The sequence below is a fragment of the Salinicoccus sp. CNSTN-B1 genome (genome assembly GCF_054792835.1).
Genome location: NZ_JBTWMN010000004.1, coordinates 2,171,146 through 2,189,736, shown reverse-complemented (window position 1 = coordinate 2,189,736; position 18,591 = coordinate 2,171,146). Strand labels below are relative to the sequence as shown.

Sequence of the window (18,591 nt, the reverse complement as noted above, 5' to 3'; positions counted from 1 at the left end):
TGGGGGACGCTGTTCTAGTTCACGACATTCGCGTCGAGGTATCTATAGATATTATATTCCACGGGAGATTCCATTATCATATGCATTGTCACGACTGGTTTACCGGATGTTCCAGGCATCACTGTCTCCTGCAGAGTGTGGTAATCAATCCGACTTTTTCCAAGATAATAGAAGGAAGTGCCTTCATCGTCATCTTTTTTAACGAATATATAAATCGGCATCCCATTTCTGGTGACTGTCGAGTATGGAATTGATCTCCTTCGAAGCTAATGTTCTATTGCTTCTCGTGAACCATTTCAACGTATGGCGATCGAGGAATTCATCATCGTATTTAATGGTGTCGTCAACTGCGTCATTTTTGTGATAGGTGATGAACACCGGACATGTCCCATGTTTTTGCTTATAGCCGTATATTGTCGAAGCTTCATCCTTTTGCCAATTCAGCATACGGCAGACGTCTTTCTGGAATACTTCTGGTTAAGGGTCAATGGTCGGGATTGATCATATTGATTGCCGTTCAATAAGGAAAGTTCCATGATTTGTCTGCAATGCTTCATGAAGACCTTTGAATGGAGAGCGGACTCGAGTGTTTCTGAAGGGTATATATAACCGCTATCCAGACGGACGAGGGGAGAGCCGTATTTCAAGATATCTTGAGCCTTGAAAAAGTCGAGTGTAAATACCCTTATGACAGAATCCATTACTGCATCAGACATGTAATATCCTTGTTTGTGCATCTCCATCTGAAATTCATTCTTATCTACAGGACCGTCCATGAGGGCTTTCAGCAGATGCATTTCGACAATGCGTTTTCCACCGGCCAGTTCTTTCGAAAGGAAAGTCAGCATCTTATCCATTCGGACCTCCAGAGTGCTGTCCTTTTCTTTGATCTTCTGCAGGAATTCCGGGTAGTGCCTATATTTGTTCAGGATGATCATCGGGTCGATTACATCCTTATCGTAGTAGAAGTCCACTAGTGTAGGCTTCCTTCCGATTTTATTCTTAAGGTATACATACATCTCCTTCAAGTGCCTCAAGTTGTCCAAAGAAGACGCATTAATGGCTTGATAGATTTTTTCTTTTGCGACAGCTTCGAAATTGATGGTCGAAACCCCTTTAAGGGGGTACGGTCAATCAGTGAACGCCTCAAATTATCCTTACTATAGGAGTTATCTCCTGTTAGGGCAATCGGAATCATATAATTGTTTCTATAGTTGCCGATGAAATCTATAACGGTAAGATATTCTTTATCATCGTGTTTCCTGAGTCCTCTCCCGAGTTGTTGAATGAAGATGATGCTTGATTGTGTCCGCCTCAGCATGACGACTTGGTTGACTGAAGGGATGTCGATTCCTTCATTGAATATATCCACTGTAACGATGTAATCGAGGTGACCATTCTCAAGACTCCTTACAGCATCCCTCCGTGTGCCCTGTGAATCACTTCCAGTCAATGCAATAGTACGATAACCGAGCAAATTGAGTGCGTGGCTGATCTCCTCGGCTTCTTTTTTATTGGAAACGAACATCAGCCCACAAAGCGTTTCGCCCGAATATCCATAGTATTGGATCTTCTCATGGAGATGTCTGATCCGCTCAGTATCGGTGAGGTCCGACAACCTGCTTGTATCATCGATCTTGAGATCTTCCGTTTCGTAATCAGTCACCCGAAATAATGGAAGGGTGCGAGTATTTCTTCCTCTAAAGCTTTTTGAAGGCGTATTTCATAAGCGATATTGTAGTCGAATAGACCGAAGATCTCATTATCATCGGTCCTCTCAGGAGTTGCTGTCATGCCAAGCAGGAAAGAAGGTTTGAAATAATTGATGATCCTTCTGTATGTACGCGCGCTTGAACGATGTGCTTCATCTACTATTATATAGTCGAACTCATCTGGACTGAATTGACTCAGAGTATCTTCACTCGACATAGTCTGGACTGTTGCAAACAGATATTTGCTGTGGATTGATTTTTGATTGCCGCTGAATACACCGAATGAGGCAGGCGAATCTTCCAGGAGAGTCATGAAATCCTGTCTGGCTTTTTCAAGGATCTGCTCACGATGGGCCAAGAAAAGCATACGTTTTGGTTGGAATTGCTTTACATCAAAGGCGGATAGATACGTCTTGCCGGTTCCTGTAGCGGATACCACAAGGCCCTTATCATGGCCTTTTACCCTAAGCTGTTTGAGAGAGTGCAGTGCTTCCTGTTGCATGAAATTCGGCGCTATTCCTTCAGCCCCTGACGTCCTGTATTGATATTTGGAACGGTCTTCGATGATTTCGAGCACTTTCTGTTTGTCTGGCTGTTCTTTATAGATGCGTTCATATTCCATGATCCAAGTGGCATCAACAGGAGTGGCTTCATCCCATAAAGAATCGAATTGATCCCTGAAATGGTTCAGGACCGCCCCATTATCAAGACTTGTCAATTTAAGATTATATTCATAATTCTTTTTCAGTGCAGAATCCGTCAAATTTGAACTCCCTATGAAGAGGGAGGAATAGGCTGCATTGCTGAAGACATATCCTTTTGCGTGAAATCCCTGTTTATCAGCTATTCTGACATCTATATTCGGAATATTGAGCAGTGCTTTGAACACTTTCGGTTTGTTGAAATTCAAATAGGTAGAGGTGATGATTTTTCCTCTTACATTCCTTTTTGCGAGCTCGTGCAGCGTTGTTTTTAATGTAGCAAGGCCGCCTTCAGTGATGAAGGCGACGGAAATGAAGAATGCGTCACACCCTTCCATCTCATCGAGTATGGAAGACAGGACATTTTCTTCTTTTGAATTGATGATCATCTGTGGAGGATGATGGGCGACCTTTTCTGCATCTTGATCGATAAATCCTCGTTCATAGGCGTTCAATAGATTCATTTCATTCAGTTCCATGGACATCCACCTCTTTCATCCCATTATATTGAAAGGGACAGCGGATTCCAAGATCGACTGCTAAATTGATAAAATCACCGTCAGTATATGATAAGATGGTTTTAAATGAAGGTGGTGGCCCTATGGGTATATTAGAATTTATAGTAGCAACATTACCCGTCGTCTTGGTGTTTTCGATTCCACTTTATGCGATCAACGTCGGTCATAGACAGAAAAAAGAGAAGATGGCAATAAGGAAACTGCAGGAGGAGAAGGAAGTGGAGCGTTTGAAGCAAGAGAATTTCCTTCTTGAAAACAAACAGATGCAGATGGAGCTTGACCGTATAAAAGAGGAACGGGAACAGAAGCGGCTAGTGGAATCGAAAGAGTCAAGATGGCTGATTGAAGACGAGGAAAAAGATCCCCTGTAACGGCCGTTACAGGGATCTTCCATAAGTGTTACTATGCTTTGTTGCCTCCGAGCGCTTTCATGATGAATGATACAATCAAAATCAGGATGATTGCGCCGATCAGTCCACCAAGGATGCTGACGCCACCCAATTGTGGGCCGAAGCTTAGCCCCAGCGCATTTGCAATCGAAGCGCCGACAAGACCTGCAATGATGTTACCGATAATGCCGAATGGCACATCCTTACCTAATATAAGGCCAGCGAGCCAACCAATGATTCCACCGACAATTAATGTAATAATCCAACCCATGGATAGTTCCTCCTTATAATGCTCAAATTTAATTTAACAGATTAAATAATGCATCGTTCTAGTTAGAATATACCCTGGGTTGGCGAGACCAAACATTAATCTGCAGCCATCCTATCTTTTTTCCTGTAATGCCTCATGATGAACAGGAAAAGTATCAACGACAATGTGACGCTGAATGCACTGGTGAAATAGATGGTGCTGTAGCCGAACGCTTCAGCGATGAACCCATAACTGATTGCACCAAGTCCAACCCCCATGTCAAAGGCTGAAAAGAAGGTCGCATTGGCCATGCCACGACGATTGTTATCGGCACGGTTCACAGCCCACGCCTGCAGGGCGGGCTGCACACAGCCGAAGCCGAAACCGTATAATGCTGCGGCGATGAACAGATAATACGGATTGGCCATAATGCCGAGGAGTATCATAGCCGTAATGATTGCGAGCGCACCTGGTACGAAAACGATCGTGATTCCTTTTTTGTCATACAACTTCCCGGCGACTATGCGGGATAGCATAAGAAAGGCTGCATAGATGACAAAATAGAACTGGATGAATGTAGGATCGAAGCCCCGCTCGTAAGTGTAGACGGGGAGGAATGCAGCGATGCCACCAAATGTTACAGTGATGAAGAATAGGAGCGAAGCTGCGGGTAATGCCTGGCGCTCGACAATATCAAATCGTGGCACATAGGTGCTCTTTTCCTTTATGGAAGTGTCGGGAGCTTCAGGCTTTTGATATCGGATATTTGTTGCAAGGATAAGCGCAGTAAGCCCGAGAACCCCACATATTGAAAAGAGCAGAGTGAATGATATCTGGTCGACGAGAAAGAGTCCGAGAGCCGGACCGAAAGCGAGTGCGATGTTACCACTGAGGCCGTAGTAACCGAGCCCTTCCCCGCGTCTTTTCTTAGGGACAAGGTCTGTGGCGATGGTACCAGCAGACGTGCTTGACAGTCCCCAGCCTATACCTTGCATGATGCGGACCGCGAGCAGCAGAGCGATAGTAAAACTTGCGGCCAGTGAAAACATGGAGAGGACAAACAGCAGCAGTCCTGTCAGAAAGACCGGGGCGCGTCCCTTCGTATCAAGCATTTTGCCTGCGCTCGGACGGATGAGCAGAGCAGAAAATGTGAATATGCCCACCACAAGCCCGACCCATCTATCGCTTGCGCCAATCTCCTTGACGAAAAGCGGCAATGTTGGCAGGGTCATCTGGAAGGCAGTGAATATGAAGAAGTTTACGATGACGATAAGTACAAAATCTCTGGTCCATATTTTATTTTTGTCATGTGCCATAAAATTACAACCTTCTCGCTTTTAGATTTGTTGAAGTCCATATTACTTCTTATTTCGAAAGGAATACTATTATATATTCTACAACATTTGACACTTTTTTTCAGCTTGGAGGGGACCGCCTTTGGATTTCTGCGAGAAAAGATAGTGTGTTAAAATAGTGTAAAATAAATGCAAAGGAATTTTCTCCCGATGAAACTGCTGATGATTGATAACTACGACTCGTTTACATACAATATAATCCACTATTTGGAAAAGGTGAGGCAGGATATCGAAGTTGTAACCATCACACCAGATTTGCTGGACTCCATCGATATGAAAGACATTGCCGGCATGATCATCTCTCCTGGCCCTTCCCACCCGGCAGCCCGTCCCGAGGTCATTGAGTTTGTCGGACGGTATTGGGGCGCTCTGCCCATTCTCGGTGTATGCCTTGGACACCAGATGCTTTGGCATATGTGCGGCGGCAGTGTGGCGCACGGTTCGCGCCCCATCCATGGTCATACATTTGAAATTTCCCACGATGGTGGGGCGCTCTTTAAAGGGTTGCCTGAACAGTTTTCTGTAACCCGCTACCATTCGCTTACATGTCTGGGAGAAGTGCCGGAAGAGCTCATGGTCTCGGCGTGGACCGATGAAGGCGACATCATGGCAATCAGGCACAAGAGTTTGCCGATCTATGGAGTGCAGTACCATCCGGAATCGATACTTTCAGAATGGGGTCTTGAGCAGTTCAGGCTTTTCATCGAAGAAATGGAGAAAGGTGAAGAAAATGCAAGTCCATATAAAATTTAAAAGGAATACGGGCAGTCGGCCGCTTTATTTCGCCCATCCAAAAGCAGTGTTTACAGAAAAAGATATGTCGTTGCAGGAAGCACTCCAAAACATCGAGAAATACATCGATGAAGGGTGCTATATCGTCCCGTCACTCAGCTATGAAGCCAAAGAAGGCGGGCCGTTCATCATCGGGGTGTTCGAGTCGCCTGTGGAGCGGAGTGTCTTCCAGTCCGCCTATGGTGAGTATGGAGGCTACTCAATGGGGAGACCGGAATTCATCGATTCCCCTTCTAAAATCAAGGGAGACATCGAAGAAATACGGAAATACATCAAGGATGGGCATACATATCAAGTCAACTATACCACCCGGTTAAGAGGGGGCTTCAGAGGGAACGCGCATGCTTTGTTCGAACAATTGACTTCCCGCAACAATGGAGACTACGCTGCTTTTATCCACTATGGTGAAGACACGATTGTCAGCTGCTCACCGGAATTGTTCTTTGAGAAGGATGCATATGGCAAAATCAGCGCTCGGCCGATGAAAGGGACTTCAAGAAGATATAAGGATCCCCGGGAAGATCAGAAAAGCTATGATTTTCTCAGACATTCAAAGAAGGATCGTGCTGAGAACGTGATGATTGTCGACCTGCTTCGCAATGATCTGTCAAAGTTGGCAGAAAAAGGTAGTGTGAGGGTGCCTGAACTATTTGCAATCGAACAGTATGAAACGGTCTATCAGATGACTTCCAAGATCGAAGCTCAGCTCATGGAGGGACGTCGCACTGCTGATATCATTGATGCCCTCTTCCCATGCGGTTCGATCACAGGTGCCCCCAAACGTTCGACGATCGATATCATCAGCCGTCTCGAGAGTACGCCTCGAGGCTACTATTGTGGCGCAATAGGAATCATCCACCCGGATCGAAGCGAAGTATTCAATGTCCCGATACGTACAATGCATATCAGAGAAGGACAATTTGAATACGGGGCAGGTGGAGGCATTACATATGATTCACTCCCTGCTGCTGAATATGATGAGATTGTTGCAAAAACCGCCTTCTTGGAAGCGGGCAGATACAAATTGATTGAAACGATGCGTTTTGAGTCAGGTGAAATAGCACGGCTAGATCTTCACGAGGCGCGTGTAGATCATTCCAGCAGGAGCCTTGGCTTCCGGCAGCCTGATTTCAAAGAAGCCCTGGTCTCCTATTTGCGGCATCATGCACTACAGAAGGCACTGTCTTTAAAGTACGGGCGCTGATAGATGACAGCGGGGAAGCATCGTTCACCCATGAAGAGATGGGACCCACGGGGCGCATGCAGGCAAAAATCCACAATGATGCAATCGACAGCCCGGCTGAATTCCTATCAAACAAGACAAGCATACGCCATCACTATGAGGGGGTGAGCAATGAATTTCCTCTCGTTTTGTATTATAATAAAAGGCACCAAATCACAGAGTTCAATCTTGGAAACCTGGTTGTGATGGAAAAAGATGGCTATTTCACTCCTTCAGTCGATACAGGACTGCTTGAAGGGGTCATGCGCACATCTCTCATCAGCGATGGTGTCATATCGGAAAGGGATTATGATTTAGATGAGTTCATTCGGCGATATGAGCAAGGTGAAATTGAAGTATATATGATCAATAGCCTAAGGGAATGGGTCGAGGTCAATCTTGATGTTCAGAGGTGAAGGCATGATGGTCCTTTTATGGATGGTATTGATAATTGCGATTGTAATTGGCACACATTTTATTGTGACGTATCTGATTGAAAATAATGTTAAAATAATCGGCGTACTTTTTGCATTTATCGGAGTAACTATAGCAATTCTGCTGGTTCAACTTATCATCAGCAGCATGACGGATTTCGTCGCAGATGAATTGGGAATGTTCTACAAGGATAAATAAAACTTTAGGAGGTGCAACCATGATTTTTTGCAATGGAGATTGCCACATCACCTATCAGAGCGAAGAAGCGCTGGATGAGGCGGTGCGGACACAAGCAGTCCGGTCATTCGAAGATCGGGGGCATGCATATTTGACGAAAGTATCGACGACTGAAAATACGATTACCTTTCAATATTCACCCGTAGTCATCATGGAAGCGGAAAATACGATAGAACCTGGCCACAAAGCCATGATTGAAGCAGAGAAATTTCTCGAAAGGATGGAGATCTCCATATGAGTCTGATTATAAAGGATAGTGGAATGTTGACGTTGCTCCAGACTTTGGATCCAGGTCCTTCAGACCAAAACAATCACTATAACGGTGCATGCGACCGTCTGGCGCATAGACTTGCGAACCAGCTTGTGGGGAATCGTGTCGATCAGCCGACGATAGAGATGACGTTACGTCCAGGCACGATAAAGTTCACCGAACCGACTATAATCGCATTCTCCGGAGCAGAATTCATGGCGAAATCAGGCGACCGTAACATTTATGTCAACCGGATATACCTATTCGATAAAGGAGACGAACTTGTATTCCAAGAAGCAACGCGTGGGAACAGGGTGTATCTCGCAGTAGCCGGGGGAATTAAAGTCGAGGGTTCAAACATCTTGAAATCTGGGGACGAGGTTCTCATGTGCCGTGAATATACACAGCAACATGACGAACTGTTCAATAAGTTGAAACGGCATAACGAAGTGAATTGGGGGTCGATACCTACGCCTTGGTCGAAGTGTATATATCGGATACATACCATCTTGTAAAGCGTCCGGATATTCCTGATTCAGTCTATGAAGCACTGGAGGCGGGTGAATATACGGTACAATATGAAGAATATCGCATCACGCTGCATCTTGAAGGGCGACGAATCAATCTGTCTCCTCAAAATATGGAACATGCCGGTGTTCGGGGCGGTGTCTATATTTCAGAGGAACAGCCACTTCTTGCATTGAACGATTTCGATGCGTCCACTAAAGCATCGCACGTAGGGACGATTCCTTCTTATCATCTCCATAAACTTGTACAGAAACGTCCGGGATCTAAAATTCAATTCAAATGCATATCCGCAGAAGATGCCCACGCCAATCTATATGCGCATCATCTTTGGGTGAAAAGCCTGTTCAAGGCGATTGACTATAAATTGTCAAAAGAACTGATAAAAGAGAAAATGTAGAATTCTGCCCAGGCTGCAGCCTGGGATTTTTTTCTGTCCTCAAGTAAGATAGCAGACTTGTTCTACAACAAATGGCATGCAAAATAAGGTATAATGATATATCAGAAATAAGGGTTGCCGACCAAGGCAAAAAGTGGGAATGGTATTATTATGGAAATGGAAAAGACTCTAAAGCAATATTTTGGATTTGAAAACTTCAGGCCTAAGCAAAGGGAAATCATAGAATCTGTCATGCATGGAAACAATACCCTTGGAGTGCTTCCGACTGGCTCAGGAAAATCGATTACTTTCCAGGTGCCGGGATTGAAGCTCGAAGGTTTGACGTTGGTCATCTCCCCGTTGATATCTCTTATGCAGGATCAGGTGGAAGCGTTGAGTAGGCAAGGCATTCCAGCCGCCTATCTGAATTCCACCTTGAAAAGACAGGAAGTGGAGCATATAAATGCGGGCCTTGAAGCAGGCGCCTATCAATTTCTATATGTGGCTCCTGAGCGTTTTAATAATGAAGCGTTCAAGCAGATGATTACACGCATGAATGTGTCCCTTGTCGCTTTCGATGAAGCGCACTGCATATCCAAATGGGGCCATGACTTCAGACCGAGCTACCAAAACATCATACCCGTATTGAAATCATTGATACCGGATGCTGTAACAATGGGGTTGACCGCCACTGCAATAGAGGAAGTACAGACTAATATAAGGGAATTGTTGGACATTGCTCCGCAGAATGTCTATACGACAAGTGTGGCCCGCAATAATCTGCAACTCAGTGTCAATCCGACCTACCAGCGGGAGCAATTCATCCGTACCTATGTCGAGACGCATAGTGGTGAGTCGGGCATCATCTATGCAGCAACACGTGCAGAGGTGGAGAAGTTGTCCGGCCATCTCAAAGAATATGACATTGATAACATCATCTATCACGGTGGACTTGCCAAAGATGAAAGAAACCGCAATCAGCAGCGGTTCATAGATGGGGAAGTGGATTTGGCGGTGGCGACGAACGCCTTCGGCATGGGAATCGATAAACCCGACATACGATTCATCATCCATCATAATCTGCCCGGCGATCTGGAGAGCTATTACCAGGAGATTGGACGTGCGGGAAGGGACGGGGCAGCGAGTGAGTGTATACTGCTGTCAAGCCCGCGGGATATCGGTCTGCACCAATTCTTCATAGACCGTTCCAACTCGACGGATCAGTATAAAGATCACATGAGGGCTAAGCTTGACCGCATGATCCAATATAATCGCACAAGCAAATGTCTGAGCAGCTTCATCATCAAATATTTTAATGAAGATGAATATGTGGTCGAGTGTGGCCAATGTTCAAACTGCAGGGAGAAGGGGCGCACATATGACATGACAGCTGAAGCCAAGCTTGTCATGCAGGCTGTGTCACAAAATGCTGTGAGGATGACTAAAGAACAGACCATACAAGTATTGAGAGGGGAAATGGCAGAAAACGTGATTGCCTTCCAGCTAGATGAATCAGCTGCTTTCGGTACCATGGCGCACTATTTGACGAGTGAGCTCAATCATATATTAGAAGAGCTCATCTACAGGGGCTATCTCCACATGGAAGCGGGTGGACTCGAACTTACTGAGAGGAGCAAGATAGTCCTGGAAGGTGAACGCACCCTCTACACCGTGCCTTTCAGGAAACACTTCAATGAAAAAGTCGATATCAGTACCACATCTTCGCCGAATGAACTTCTTTTTGCCAAGCTTGCAGAAACGAGATGTCATCTTGCTGAGAAGCACGGCGTCCGGGAAGAAGACATATTTACCGATAATACATTGCGGGAGTTTGCCAAAAAAACACCACAATCCAAGCAGGATATGGTAAATATACACCGAGTGGGCAATTACAAGCTCAAACACTACTGCCCGGATTTTCTTGAAACAATCAACAGCTATAAACGCCAGATGCAGGAAACAAAATAAATAAGCCGGCCAATGGGCCGGCTGTTTCTTGTCAAATCTTAGAATGTTTCGGCGGTCTGTTCTTCATGAACATGTAGTAGCTTGCCCCGAAGATTATGATGTAGCCGACTATGGAGAGCATATCCGGCACCTCATTGAAGAAGATGATGCTGAAGATTGCAGTATACAAGATAGTGGAATAGAAGAAAATCGATATTTCACGTGCCGGTGCATAACTGTAGGCGATGGTAAGCCCAAATTGGCCAAGTGCAGCGAATATACCTGCCGATACGAGCAGCCAAAACTGCCCAGTGGTCATTGGTTCAAAATTCCATATGAAGAACGGGAGCAGGGCGACCGAGGAAAAGAAAGAAAAATAAAACACTACAGTGTAGAATTTTTCCCGGCTGCCAAGGACACGAAGAACAGTATAGGCTCCTGCAGCAGATAGAGCACCGAGCACAGCAATCAGAGCATATATTGTCTCGCTTGAGAGGGAAGGCTTGATTATAAAAACAGCTCCAGCAAAAGCGATGATGATGGAGATCATCTGATATCTGCGTATATATTCCTTCAGGAAGATCGCACAGAGAATGATGGTGAAGAACGGGCTCAGTTTATTGAGTATATCCGCATCACTAAGCACCATCTTATCGATGGCAAAGAAGTTCAGCAGAACTCCAAGCAGTCCAAACGACGATCTAAGGAGCAGAAGCCCCTGATTCCTTCCATGACCAAAAAGTCTTTCTTTGTAGTACAATGCAAAGGGCAAGGCGACGAGCATCGCCACAAAGTTTCTGAAAAATGCTTTTTGGACGGTAGGCAAGTCACCGCTATATTTTACAAAAAGGGCCATCAGACTGAATCCAAGTGAAGAAATAAGCAAGGCAATGATGCCTTTTACGGTATTGTTCATTATTATGCCAACCCCATCTTTATATTTTATTTCAAGGTTTTACATTCTGGAATTTTACACAAAAAAATTTAGAAGAATTTCCGATATAGTATAACATACTTATGGTGCACCTTTGGAGTCGTTAAGGTGATATTATGCGCAATGAAATTCCTTTTAATGCCATTGTAAATTAAATGCCAATATGGCATCATAGGGTATGTCATACGTATATATTGTGTACCGAATGATACTTAGGCACAATATATAGTGTTTAACTTAAACACTAAACATGTAAAATTATAATGATGCAAGATGGATGAAGACGAACTCCAGTTCGTCCGCTCCGTTTTTACGATGGCATGGAAAAGGAGGGGTGGCATGATCATTGCATTCTATTCGATGACCGGAAACGTCAGACGCTTTATCAACGGTTCTGGAATTGCTGAAGACTATGATACTTATGAGATACGTGCTTCAAACAAAGATGAACGTATACATGAGCCATTTATATTGGTAACCAGCACCTATGGTTTCGGTGGAGTGCCGAACGAGGTGAAAGTCTTCCTTGAAGTCAACAACGACCTTATGATGGCAGTCGCATCCAGCGGCAACCGCAACTGGGGCGAAAATTTTGCGCGTGCAGGTGAAGATATAAGTGAAAATTACAATGTTCCCTTGCTGATGAAGTTTGAACTGCACGGAACCCAAAAAGATAGGGAAGAATTCTTTGGAAAGGCAGGAGCTATATATGAAAGTTATGGACGATCAGAAATTCAATCATATTGAGTTGAACAACGAAGTGACAAAGCGCGATGAAACGGGCTTTTACCAATTGCATAAGGACCAGGAAGCACTTGAAGTGTTCATGGAGGAAGTGAAGGCTAACACCATTCATTTCGATTCTGAATTGGAACGGATGCATTATTTGGTGGACAATGACTTCTACTACGATCTATTCCAGGAGTACACAGACGAAGACGTACTTGAAATCGTAGCATATGCAGACAGTATTCCATTCAAGTTTAAAAGCTATATGGCTGCCAGCAAGTTTTTCAAAGACTATACAATGAAGACAAATGATAAGAAATATTATCTTGAAGATTATAAACAGCATGTGGTAATCGTCAGCCTCTACTTGGCTAAAGGAGATAAGGAGCGTGCGAAGCGTTTCATCCTCTCGATGATCGAACAGCGCTATCAACCGGCAACGCCGACCTTCCTGAACGCAGGCCGGGCCAAGACGTGGAGAGATGGTTTCTTGTTTCCTGCTTGAAGTCGACGATAGCCTGAACTCAATCAACTATATCGATTCAACGGCAAAACAGTTATCTAAAATAGGGGGCGGGGTTGCGATCAACCTTTCCAAACTCCGGGCACGCGGCGAAGCGATCAAAGGCATCAAAGGCGTCGCTAAAGGGGTGCTCCCTGTAGCTAAATCACTGGAGAATGGATTTGGCTATGCAGATCAGCTGGGACAAAGACCTGGGGCCGGTGCCGTCTATCTCAATATCTTCCATTATGATCTTCCAGAATTCCTGGACACGAAAAAAGTGAACGCTGATGAAGATCTGCGTTTGGCTACGATTTCAACAGGCCTTGTCATCCCCTCCAAGTTCTTTGATCTTGCCAAGGATAACCAGCCGTTCTATCTGTTCGCGCCTCATACGGTAGAGCGTGAATACGGTCAATCACTGGACGACATGAACCTTGATGAGATGTATGAGGATCTGGTGGCTAATGACAATGTCAAAAAACGCAAACTGGATGCCCGCGACATGCTCAATACAATCGCACAGACACAACTCCAGTCGGGTTATCCATATATCATGTTCAAAGATAACGCCAACAAAGTGCACCCGCTTAAGGATATCGGACAGATAAAAATCAGTAACCTATGCACTGAGATTTTCCAGCTGCAGGAAACGTCTACAATCAATGATTATGGCACAGATGATGAGATCCGCAGAGATATTTCATGTAACTTAGGTTCCTTGAACATCGCAAATGTGATGGAGTCCGGAAAAGTACGGGATTCAGTCCATGATGGCATTGAAGCACTGACTGTAGTGAGTGACTCTACAGCCATCGCCAATGCGCCAGGTGTCAAAAAGGCGAATGACGAATTGCATTCCGTTGGTCTTGGAGCAATGAACCTACATGGCTATCTCGCTAAAAACAAGATCAATTATGAATCTGCGGAAGCAAGGGATTTTGCGAATGTCTTCTTCATGCTGCTTAACTTCTATTCCCTCGAAAAATCGATGATGATTGCGAAGGAACGCAAAAAGACATTCAAAGGTTTCGAAAAATCCGAGTATGCGAACGGTGCCTATTTCGAACGCTACATCAACGATGTTGTGGAACCTGAATTCGATAAAGTGGCAGAACTTTTCACTGATATCCATATCCCGACGCAACAGGATTGGGCGGCGCTCCGCGATGAGGTTGTAGAACATGGTCTGTTCCATGCCTATCGTCTTGCAATTGCCCCGACCCAGAGCATTTCATATGTCCAGAATGCAACGAGCTCGGTCATGCCGATTGTCGATTCAATCGAGCGCCGTACCTACGGTAATTCTGAAACATTCTATCCGATGCCATTCCTGTCTCCGGAAACCATGTGGTACTACAAGAGTGCATTCAATACCGACCAGATGAAGCTGATCGACATGATTGCTACAATCCAGCAGCATATCGACCAGGGCATCAGTACGATCCTATATGTAAACTCAGACATCTCGACTAGAGAATTGGCCAGGCTTTATATATATGCACACCACAAAGGATTGAAATCCCTGTACTACACAAGGAATAAACTGCTCAGTGTCGAAGAGTGCACCAGCTGTTCAATATAAGAGAGCAAGGATAAAGGATCATTAAAATGATTGCAGTTAACTGGAACAAAGAAGATGACATGACCAATGTGTTTTGGCGACAGAATATATCCCAGATGTGGGTGGAGTCGGAGTTTAAAGTCTCAAAAGATTTGGCTTCATGGGCAGGAATGTCGGAAGATGAAAAGGACACCTTCAAAAAAGTATTGGCGGGATTGACCGGCCTCGATACCCATCAGGCCGATGATGGCATGCCGCTCATCATGCTCCATACTGATGACCTCCGCAAAAAAGCGGTGTACTCTTTCATGGGCATGATGGAGCAGATTCATGCGAAATCCTACTCCCATATATTTTCGACGCTGCTCCCTTCCAAAGAGACCAATGTGCTCCTCGATGAATGGGTGCTTGAGAATGAACATCTTAAATTCAAGGCAGCTAAAATAGTGGGATACTACCATAAATTATTCAACAGCGAAGCATCTGTATACGATCAGTATATGGCGCGCGTCGCGAGCGTATTCCTGGAATCGTTCCTATTCTATTCCGGCTTCTATTATCCATTGTATCTCGCCGGACAGGGACGTATGACGACAAGTGGGGAAATCATCAGGAAGATCCTGCTGGATGAATCCATCCACGGCGTCTTCACTGGCCTGGATGCCCAATCCATGAAAGGGGATATGTCTGCAGAAGAGCAGGAGCGTGCCGATAAAGAGATGTACGAAATGCTCAAAGAACTCTATGCAAACGAAGAGGCCTATACAAAAGCCCTGTACGATAAGATCGGCCTGACTGAAGATGTGCTGAATTATATCCAATATAATGCCAATAAGGCACTCGCCAATCTAGGGTTCGAACCCTACTTCGAAGAGAAGGCTTTCAACCCGATTATAGAGAACGCACTGGATACCACGACCAAAAACCATGACTTCTTCAGTGTCAAAGGTGATGGTTATGTGATTGCGCTTAATGTTGAGCCAATCCAGGATGAAGACTTCATATTTGATGATGTGAAATAGAAGTATCCTAAATAAGGTTGAAATGATCCATAAGAAAGCAGCCGGAGATTCCAATAGATCTCCGGACCGCTTTTTTTCAATCGAGGAAGTCGTGATGCCGGAATATCTAGTCTTCCGGCTTCTCCTTGACCTCCTCACCGTTTTTCCCTTCATATCTCAAGCCCCATCCTGTTATTGCCGCGAAAAGCATAATGAGGAAAAGGAACCATCCTTGGAATACAAATGGGAACACTGCTGTCGGCTCAACAATAGGCAACCAATCATATGACTGGTTCTTTATCGTCTGTACCGTTGACCACCCCAATAGGACGGGTGCGCCCCACGGGAAGATATACCCTAAAGCTGAAGTCACAGCATCCAGCATATTGGCTCTGCGGTAACGGTGGATCTATACTTCTCACCAATCTCCCTTACGAATGGGGCAGCAGCAATTTCAGCGGCGGTATTGATCGTTATTGAGCTGTTCAGTATGGAAACTATCGCCCAGATTGAAAGCTCAGCTCTACGTACAGAGTTTTTGATCCATTTGACAAGGCCGTTGGTGATGGCTTCCATCGTTCCGCCGAGTCTCATCAAATGCGCTGCACCAACTATAAGCAGGATAAGTATGGCCATGTTAAAATATCCGGTCAACCCTGAAACCAGTGCCCCTTCAACGACTGTGTCCGTCTCTGGATTGAACCTTAAAATATCTCCTGGTGTCCCAGGTGCTATTGCGAATATCAGTAAGATGGCCGATAAGATGCCCCATGTGAGGGACGTCAGAAGATGTTGGCCGGATAGGGCGAGTACCAGTACGAGAGCGAAAGGTACCAGCATGATCAGGCCGTCCGGTGTGACGGACTCCAATATGGAGGCAGTTGAGACTTGTTCAGATGTGGAAGAGCCTCCGCCTCCAAATATGGCAAACAATATGACGGCAGGAATCGCTGCAGCAATCGAATACTTGAAGCGGCTGCGCACAACCCCTGGTACATCCGCATGCTGTGTGGTTGCAGAAACAATCGTCGTATCGGATACCGGTGCGAGGTTGTCACCGAACACCGCTCCGGCCAGAATGGCCGCGAACATGAAGGTCGGGTCGGCCCCGACAGCGACCCAGCCGGATACATCAGCGTACAGAAAGCAACAGTTGTACCGTATCCGGTACCGACGGCAGTCGAGAAAGTCGCTGCCAATAAAAAGGTGAGGGCGACAAAAAGGCCCCCTTCAACACCTGTCACGGAACCAATCCACACCAAACCTTCAACAAGGCCCCCGACCTGCAGCACCTGTGCAAACATGCCGGCATAGAACCAGGCCACCATCGCAATCAGGCCTACTGGTTGTGCCAGACCGTCAAACAATCCTTGGGCATAGTCTTCCCATTTGCTTTTGCACAGGAGCAACCCCAATGTCACTCCAATCACGGCTCCCAACACAAGCGCCACTTCTGATGATAATTGCATTACACTGATCGTTATTGCCCATATCACAAAAAACAGTAAAGGGACCGCTGCACCGAATGGTCCCAAACGGAAATCCAGTTTTTTTACAGTCCTTTCTCCAGTTGCACGATCCAATTCTTCGTTATCGGTCAAATTTCTCCCCTCCCCACAATTGAATCGACACCATTACTTAATGTCGATTATCACTATTATTCTAACATATAATCAGAAAACATATAATATTCAAATAATAATTGGGGTAAAAACAATACTGTTCTGTAACGTAGCCCCGTAAGATCCTTGCCTTTAATTAAAACAGATAATTCGACTTGACAAAAATTATGTGTACCTTATGATGGTATTAGAGTTTTTCAACTTAATACAAGCATTCTTTCGGGGCAGGGTGAAATTCCCAACCGGCGGTGAGAGCCCGCGACCTGCATCTATAATTGATGTGGCTGATTCAGTGGAAACCTGAAGCCGACAGTGAAAGTCTGGATGGGAGAAAGAATTGTGGAACATACTGATTAAAGTATGCTTATTTGGCATACCTTAAAATGAGGCATCGATTACGCGTGTCAGCAAACGTGCGCATATCCGGATGTCTGTTTCTGCATACAATCCTTTAAGCGCCGATGAATCCATTCATCGGCGCTTTTATATTGAGGAGGTAGAAATTGAATCATTATATGAAAATGGCACTACAACTTGCCCAAATGACCTCAGGCCAGACTGGAACCAATCCGGCTGTCGGTGCAGTTATAGTGAAGGATGGAAAAATAATCGGCATGGGAGCCCATTTGGGATATGGCGAACCTCATGCTGAACGTCAGGCGCTGGCAACATGCAATACAGACCCTGCAGGTTCAGACATGTATGTAACGCTTGAACCGTGTTCACATCATGGCAAAACTCCGCCTTGTACAGAGGCGATAATTGCGGCAGGGATAAAAAAAGTGTACTATGCCGCGAAGGATGAGAATGTGAAGGTAAGAGGGCATGAAGTATTGAGCGCGGCCGGTGTCCAAGTCGCACATCAACAGGAAGCTGAGATAGACCGCTTCTACCATCCTTTCTTTACGCATTTGAAAAGGAAGCATCCTATAACCACATTGAAATGTGCTATGAGTCTGGACGGTAAGCTTGCCCTCTGTGATGGCACAAGCAAATGGATAACGGGAGAGGCTGCGAGGTATAATGTCCATGAAGAAAGGCATGTCCACGACGGCATACTGGTCGGCGGCACGACCCTGCTCCAGGATAACCCACGCCTCACTGCCCGGGTATACGGGGGCGGGAACAGTCCTGTACCGATCATTCTGCTTGGGGATGGGGTGCTGCATGACCATCTGCATATATTCGACCATGATAGCCGGCCGATTATTTTTACGACGAACGAAATGAATATGAAATACAGCGACCGATGTGACCTCAGAGTGGGCGAGAGACCACTCGAAGAAGTGTTGGAAGCATTGTATGAAGAAGGCATATCAACCCTTTTTGTAGAAGGTGGTGGGAGCATCCTCACTTCTTTTATAGAACAGGAATTATACGACAGGATCATCTTATATATCGCCCCGAAATTGTTTGGTGAATCCGGTCATGGGTTGTATCAATCCCAGATTTCAAAATGGAATCTGCTGTGCAGCTAGACCTGGAGAAAGTTGAAAGCCTCGAATCTGATCTTAAATTGACTTATAG

16 protein-coding genes, 3 pseudogenes and 1 riboswitch are annotated in these 18,591 nt (G+C 45.3%); of the genes and pseudogenes, 13 read left to right on the top strand and 6 right to left on the bottom strand.

Translation table 11 applies throughout. From position 1 onward, the window contains the following. Window positions 1-14: 14 nt before the first annotated feature. Window positions 15-2,892: pseudogene (locus ACYF68_RS12880) on the bottom strand (DUF3427 domain-containing protein). Window positions 2,893-3,014: 122 nt separating this feature from the next. On the opposite strand from ACYF68_RS12880, the gene ACYF68_RS12875 reads away from it, so the two are divergent. After that, complete coding sequence (locus ACYF68_RS12875; protein WP_380569175.1) at window positions 3,015-3,302, top strand: hypothetical protein; 288 nt, start codon at window positions 3,015-3,017, stop codon at window positions 3,300-3,302. Between the two features lie 31 nt (window positions 3,303-3,333). Here the strand turns inward: ACYF68_RS12875 and ACYF68_RS12870 are convergent, their stop codons facing one another. Together ACYF68_RS12870 and ACYF68_RS12865 are read right to left on the bottom strand one after the other, a co-directional pair. After that, window positions 3,334-3,591 carry a GlsB/YeaQ/YmgE family stress response membrane protein gene (locus tag ACYF68_RS12870; RefSeq protein ID WP_344704576.1) on the bottom strand — a complete coding sequence of 86 codons (258 nt, stop codon included), beginning with the start codon at window positions 3,589-3,591 and terminating at the stop codon, window positions 3,334-3,336. Between the two features lie 95 nt (window positions 3,592-3,686). Then, window positions 3,687-4,886 (bottom strand): MFS transporter, encoded by a 1,200-nt coding sequence (locus ACYF68_RS12865; RefSeq protein WP_461047302.1) that lies wholly within the window; start codon window positions 4,884-4,886, stop codon window positions 3,687-3,689. 189 nt (window positions 4,887-5,075) lie between these two features. On the opposite strand from ACYF68_RS12865, the gene ACYF68_RS12860 reads away from it, so the two are divergent. The 8 genes from ACYF68_RS12860 (at window position 5,076) to recQ (ending at window position 10,733) form a co-directional block, all read left to right on the top strand. Continuing rightward, complete coding sequence (locus tag ACYF68_RS12860; RefSeq protein WP_461047300.1) at window positions 5,076-5,678, top strand: anthranilate synthase component II; 603 nt, start codon at window positions 5,076-5,078, stop codon at window positions 5,676-5,678. Further along, window positions 5,656-6,921, top strand: a complete 1,266-nt coding sequence (locus ACYF68_RS12855) for a chorismate-binding protein (RefSeq protein WP_461047641.1) — start codon at window positions 5,656-5,658, stop codon at window positions 6,919-6,921. The genes ACYF68_RS12860 and ACYF68_RS12855 overlap by 23 nt, the downstream gene beginning before the upstream one ends. A 56-nt stretch (window positions 6,922-6,977) precedes the next feature. Continuing rightward, window positions 6,978-7,355 carry an aminotransferase class IV gene (locus tag ACYF68_RS12850; protein WP_461047298.1) on the top strand — a complete coding sequence of 126 codons (378 nt, stop codon included), beginning with the start codon at window positions 6,978-6,980 and terminating at the stop codon, window positions 7,353-7,355. Continuing rightward, a complete protein-coding gene (locus ACYF68_RS12845) occupies window positions 7,342-7,572 on the top strand; it encodes a hypothetical protein (RefSeq protein WP_461047296.1) in 231 nt (76 codons plus the stop codon). The genes ACYF68_RS12850 and ACYF68_RS12845 overlap by 14 nt, the downstream gene beginning before the upstream one ends. Before the next feature lie 19 nt (window positions 7,573-7,591). Further along, window positions 7,592-7,849, top strand: a complete 258-nt coding sequence (locus ACYF68_RS12840; protein ID WP_461047295.1) for a hypothetical protein — start codon at window positions 7,592-7,594, stop codon at window positions 7,847-7,849. Further along, window positions 7,846-8,376: a 5-oxoprolinase subunit C family protein gene (locus ACYF68_RS12835; RefSeq protein WP_461047293.1), complete on the top strand. Its 531-nt coding sequence runs from the start codon at window positions 7,846-7,848 to the stop codon at window positions 8,374-8,376. The genes ACYF68_RS12840 and ACYF68_RS12835 overlap by 4 nt, the downstream gene beginning before the upstream one ends. After that, window positions 8,346-8,786 (top strand): hypothetical protein, encoded by a 441-nt coding sequence (locus ACYF68_RS12830; protein WP_461047639.1) that lies wholly within the window; start codon window positions 8,346-8,348, stop codon window positions 8,784-8,786. Before ACYF68_RS12835 ends, ACYF68_RS12830 begins: the two co-directional genes overlap by 31 nt. Before the next feature lie 156 nt (window positions 8,787-8,942). Next, window positions 8,943-10,733, top strand: a complete 1,791-nt coding sequence (gene recQ, locus ACYF68_RS12825; protein ID WP_461047637.1) for a DNA helicase RecQ — start codon at window positions 8,943-8,945, stop codon at window positions 10,731-10,733. Window positions 10,734-10,764: 31 nt separating this feature from the next. Here recQ and ACYF68_RS12820 read toward each other — a convergent pair whose 3' ends face one another. Continuing rightward, window positions 10,765-11,628, bottom strand: coding sequence for a DMT family transporter (locus ACYF68_RS12820; protein ID WP_461047291.1), 864 nt, complete (start codon window positions 11,626-11,628; stop codon window positions 10,765-10,767). A 357-nt stretch (window positions 11,629-11,985) separates the two neighbouring features. On the opposite strand from ACYF68_RS12820, the gene nrdI reads away from it, so the two are divergent. The 3 genes and pseudogenes from nrdI (at window position 11,986) to nrdF (ending at window position 15,463) form a co-directional block, all read left to right on the top strand. Continuing rightward, complete coding sequence (gene nrdI / locus ACYF68_RS12815; protein WP_461047289.1) at window positions 11,986-12,393, top strand: class Ib ribonucleoside-diphosphate reductase assembly flavoprotein NrdI; 408 nt, start codon at window positions 11,986-11,988, stop codon at window positions 12,391-12,393. Beyond that, window positions 12,356-14,462: pseudogene (gene nrdE / locus ACYF68_RS12810) on the top strand (class 1b ribonucleoside-diphosphate reductase subunit alpha). The gene nrdI and the pseudogene nrdE overlap by 38 nt, the downstream one beginning before the upstream one ends. 26 nt (window positions 14,463-14,488) lie before the next feature. Next, a complete protein-coding gene (gene nrdF / locus ACYF68_RS12805; protein WP_380569197.1) occupies window positions 14,489-15,463 on the top strand; it encodes a class 1b ribonucleoside-diphosphate reductase subunit beta in 975 nt (324 codons plus the stop codon). A 106-nt stretch (window positions 15,464-15,569) separates the two neighbouring features. Here the strand turns inward: nrdF and ACYF68_RS12800 are convergent, their stop codons facing one another. Next, entirely contained in the window at window positions 15,570-15,827 is a 258-nt protein-coding gene (locus ACYF68_RS12800) for a hypothetical protein (protein WP_461047287.1), read from the bottom strand. Further along, window positions 15,812-16,911: pseudogene (locus ACYF68_RS12795) on the bottom strand (Na+/H+ antiporter NhaC family protein). The gene ACYF68_RS12800 and the pseudogene ACYF68_RS12795 overlap by 16 nt, the downstream one beginning before the upstream one ends. A 364-nt stretch (window positions 16,912-17,275) precedes the next feature. After that, a riboswitch (FMN riboswitch) is annotated at window positions 17,276-17,404 on the top strand. A gap of 163 nt (window positions 17,405-17,567) precedes the next feature. Here ACYF68_RS12795 and ribD point away from each other — a divergent pair. Beyond that, window positions 17,568-18,542: a bifunctional diaminohydroxyphosphoribosylaminopyrimidine deaminase/5-amino-6-(5-phosphoribosylamino)uracil reductase RibD gene (gene ribD / locus ACYF68_RS12790; RefSeq protein WP_461047286.1), complete on the top strand. Its 975-nt coding sequence runs from the start codon at window positions 17,568-17,570 to the stop codon at window positions 18,540-18,542. Window positions 18,543-18,591: the final 49 nt, after the last annotated feature.

What these genes read in the sequence shown, in the direction of transcription:
- nrdF (WP_380569197.1), top strand. Translation starts at nt 14,489, where the DNA reads ATGATTGCAGTTAACTGGAACAAAGAAGATGACATGACCAATGTGTTT.
- ACYF68_RS12850 (WP_461047298.1), top strand. Translation starts at nt 6,978, where the DNA reads ATGCAGGCAAAAATCCACAATGATGCAATCGACAGCCCGGCTGAATTC.
- ACYF68_RS12835 (WP_461047293.1), top strand. Translation starts at nt 7,846, where the DNA reads ATGAGTCTGATTATAAAGGATAGTGGAATGTTGACGTTGCTCCAGACT.
- ACYF68_RS12860 (WP_461047300.1), top strand. Translation starts at nt 5,076, where the DNA reads ATGAAACTGCTGATGATTGATAACTACGACTCGTTTACATACAATATA.
- ACYF68_RS12875 (WP_380569175.1), top strand. Translation starts at nt 3,015, where the DNA reads ATGGGTATATTAGAATTTATAGTAGCAACATTACCCGTCGTCTTGGTG.
- ACYF68_RS12855 (WP_461047641.1), top strand. Translation starts at nt 5,656, where the DNA reads ATGCAAGTCCATATAAAATTTAAAAGGAATACGGGCAGTCGGCCGCTT.
- ACYF68_RS12870 (WP_344704576.1), bottom strand. Translation starts at nt 3,591, where the DNA reads ATGGGTTGGATTATTACATTAATTGTCGGTGGAATCATTGGTTGGCTC.
- ACYF68_RS12845 (WP_461047296.1), top strand. Translation starts at nt 7,342, where the DNA reads ATGTTCAGAGGTGAAGGCATGATGGTCCTTTTATGGATGGTATTGATA.
- ACYF68_RS12820 (WP_461047291.1), bottom strand. Translation starts at nt 11,628, where the DNA reads ATGAACAATACCGTAAAAGGCATCATTGCCTTGCTTATTTCTTCACTT.
- recQ (WP_461047637.1), top strand. Translation starts at nt 8,943, where the DNA reads ATGGAAAAGACTCTAAAGCAATATTTTGGATTTGAAAACTTCAGGCCT.
- ACYF68_RS12840 (WP_461047295.1), top strand. Translation starts at nt 7,592, where the DNA reads ATGATTTTTTGCAATGGAGATTGCCACATCACCTATCAGAGCGAAGAA.
- ACYF68_RS12800 (WP_461047287.1), bottom strand. Translation starts at nt 15,827, where the DNA reads ATGCTGGATGCTGTGACTTCAGCTTTAGGGTATATCTTCCCGTGGGGC.
- nrdI (WP_461047289.1), top strand. Translation starts at nt 11,986, where the DNA reads ATGATCATTGCATTCTATTCGATGACCGGAAACGTCAGACGCTTTATC.
- ACYF68_RS12865 (WP_461047302.1), bottom strand. Translation starts at nt 4,886, where the DNA reads ATGGCACATGACAAAAATAAAATATGGACCAGAGATTTTGTACTTATC.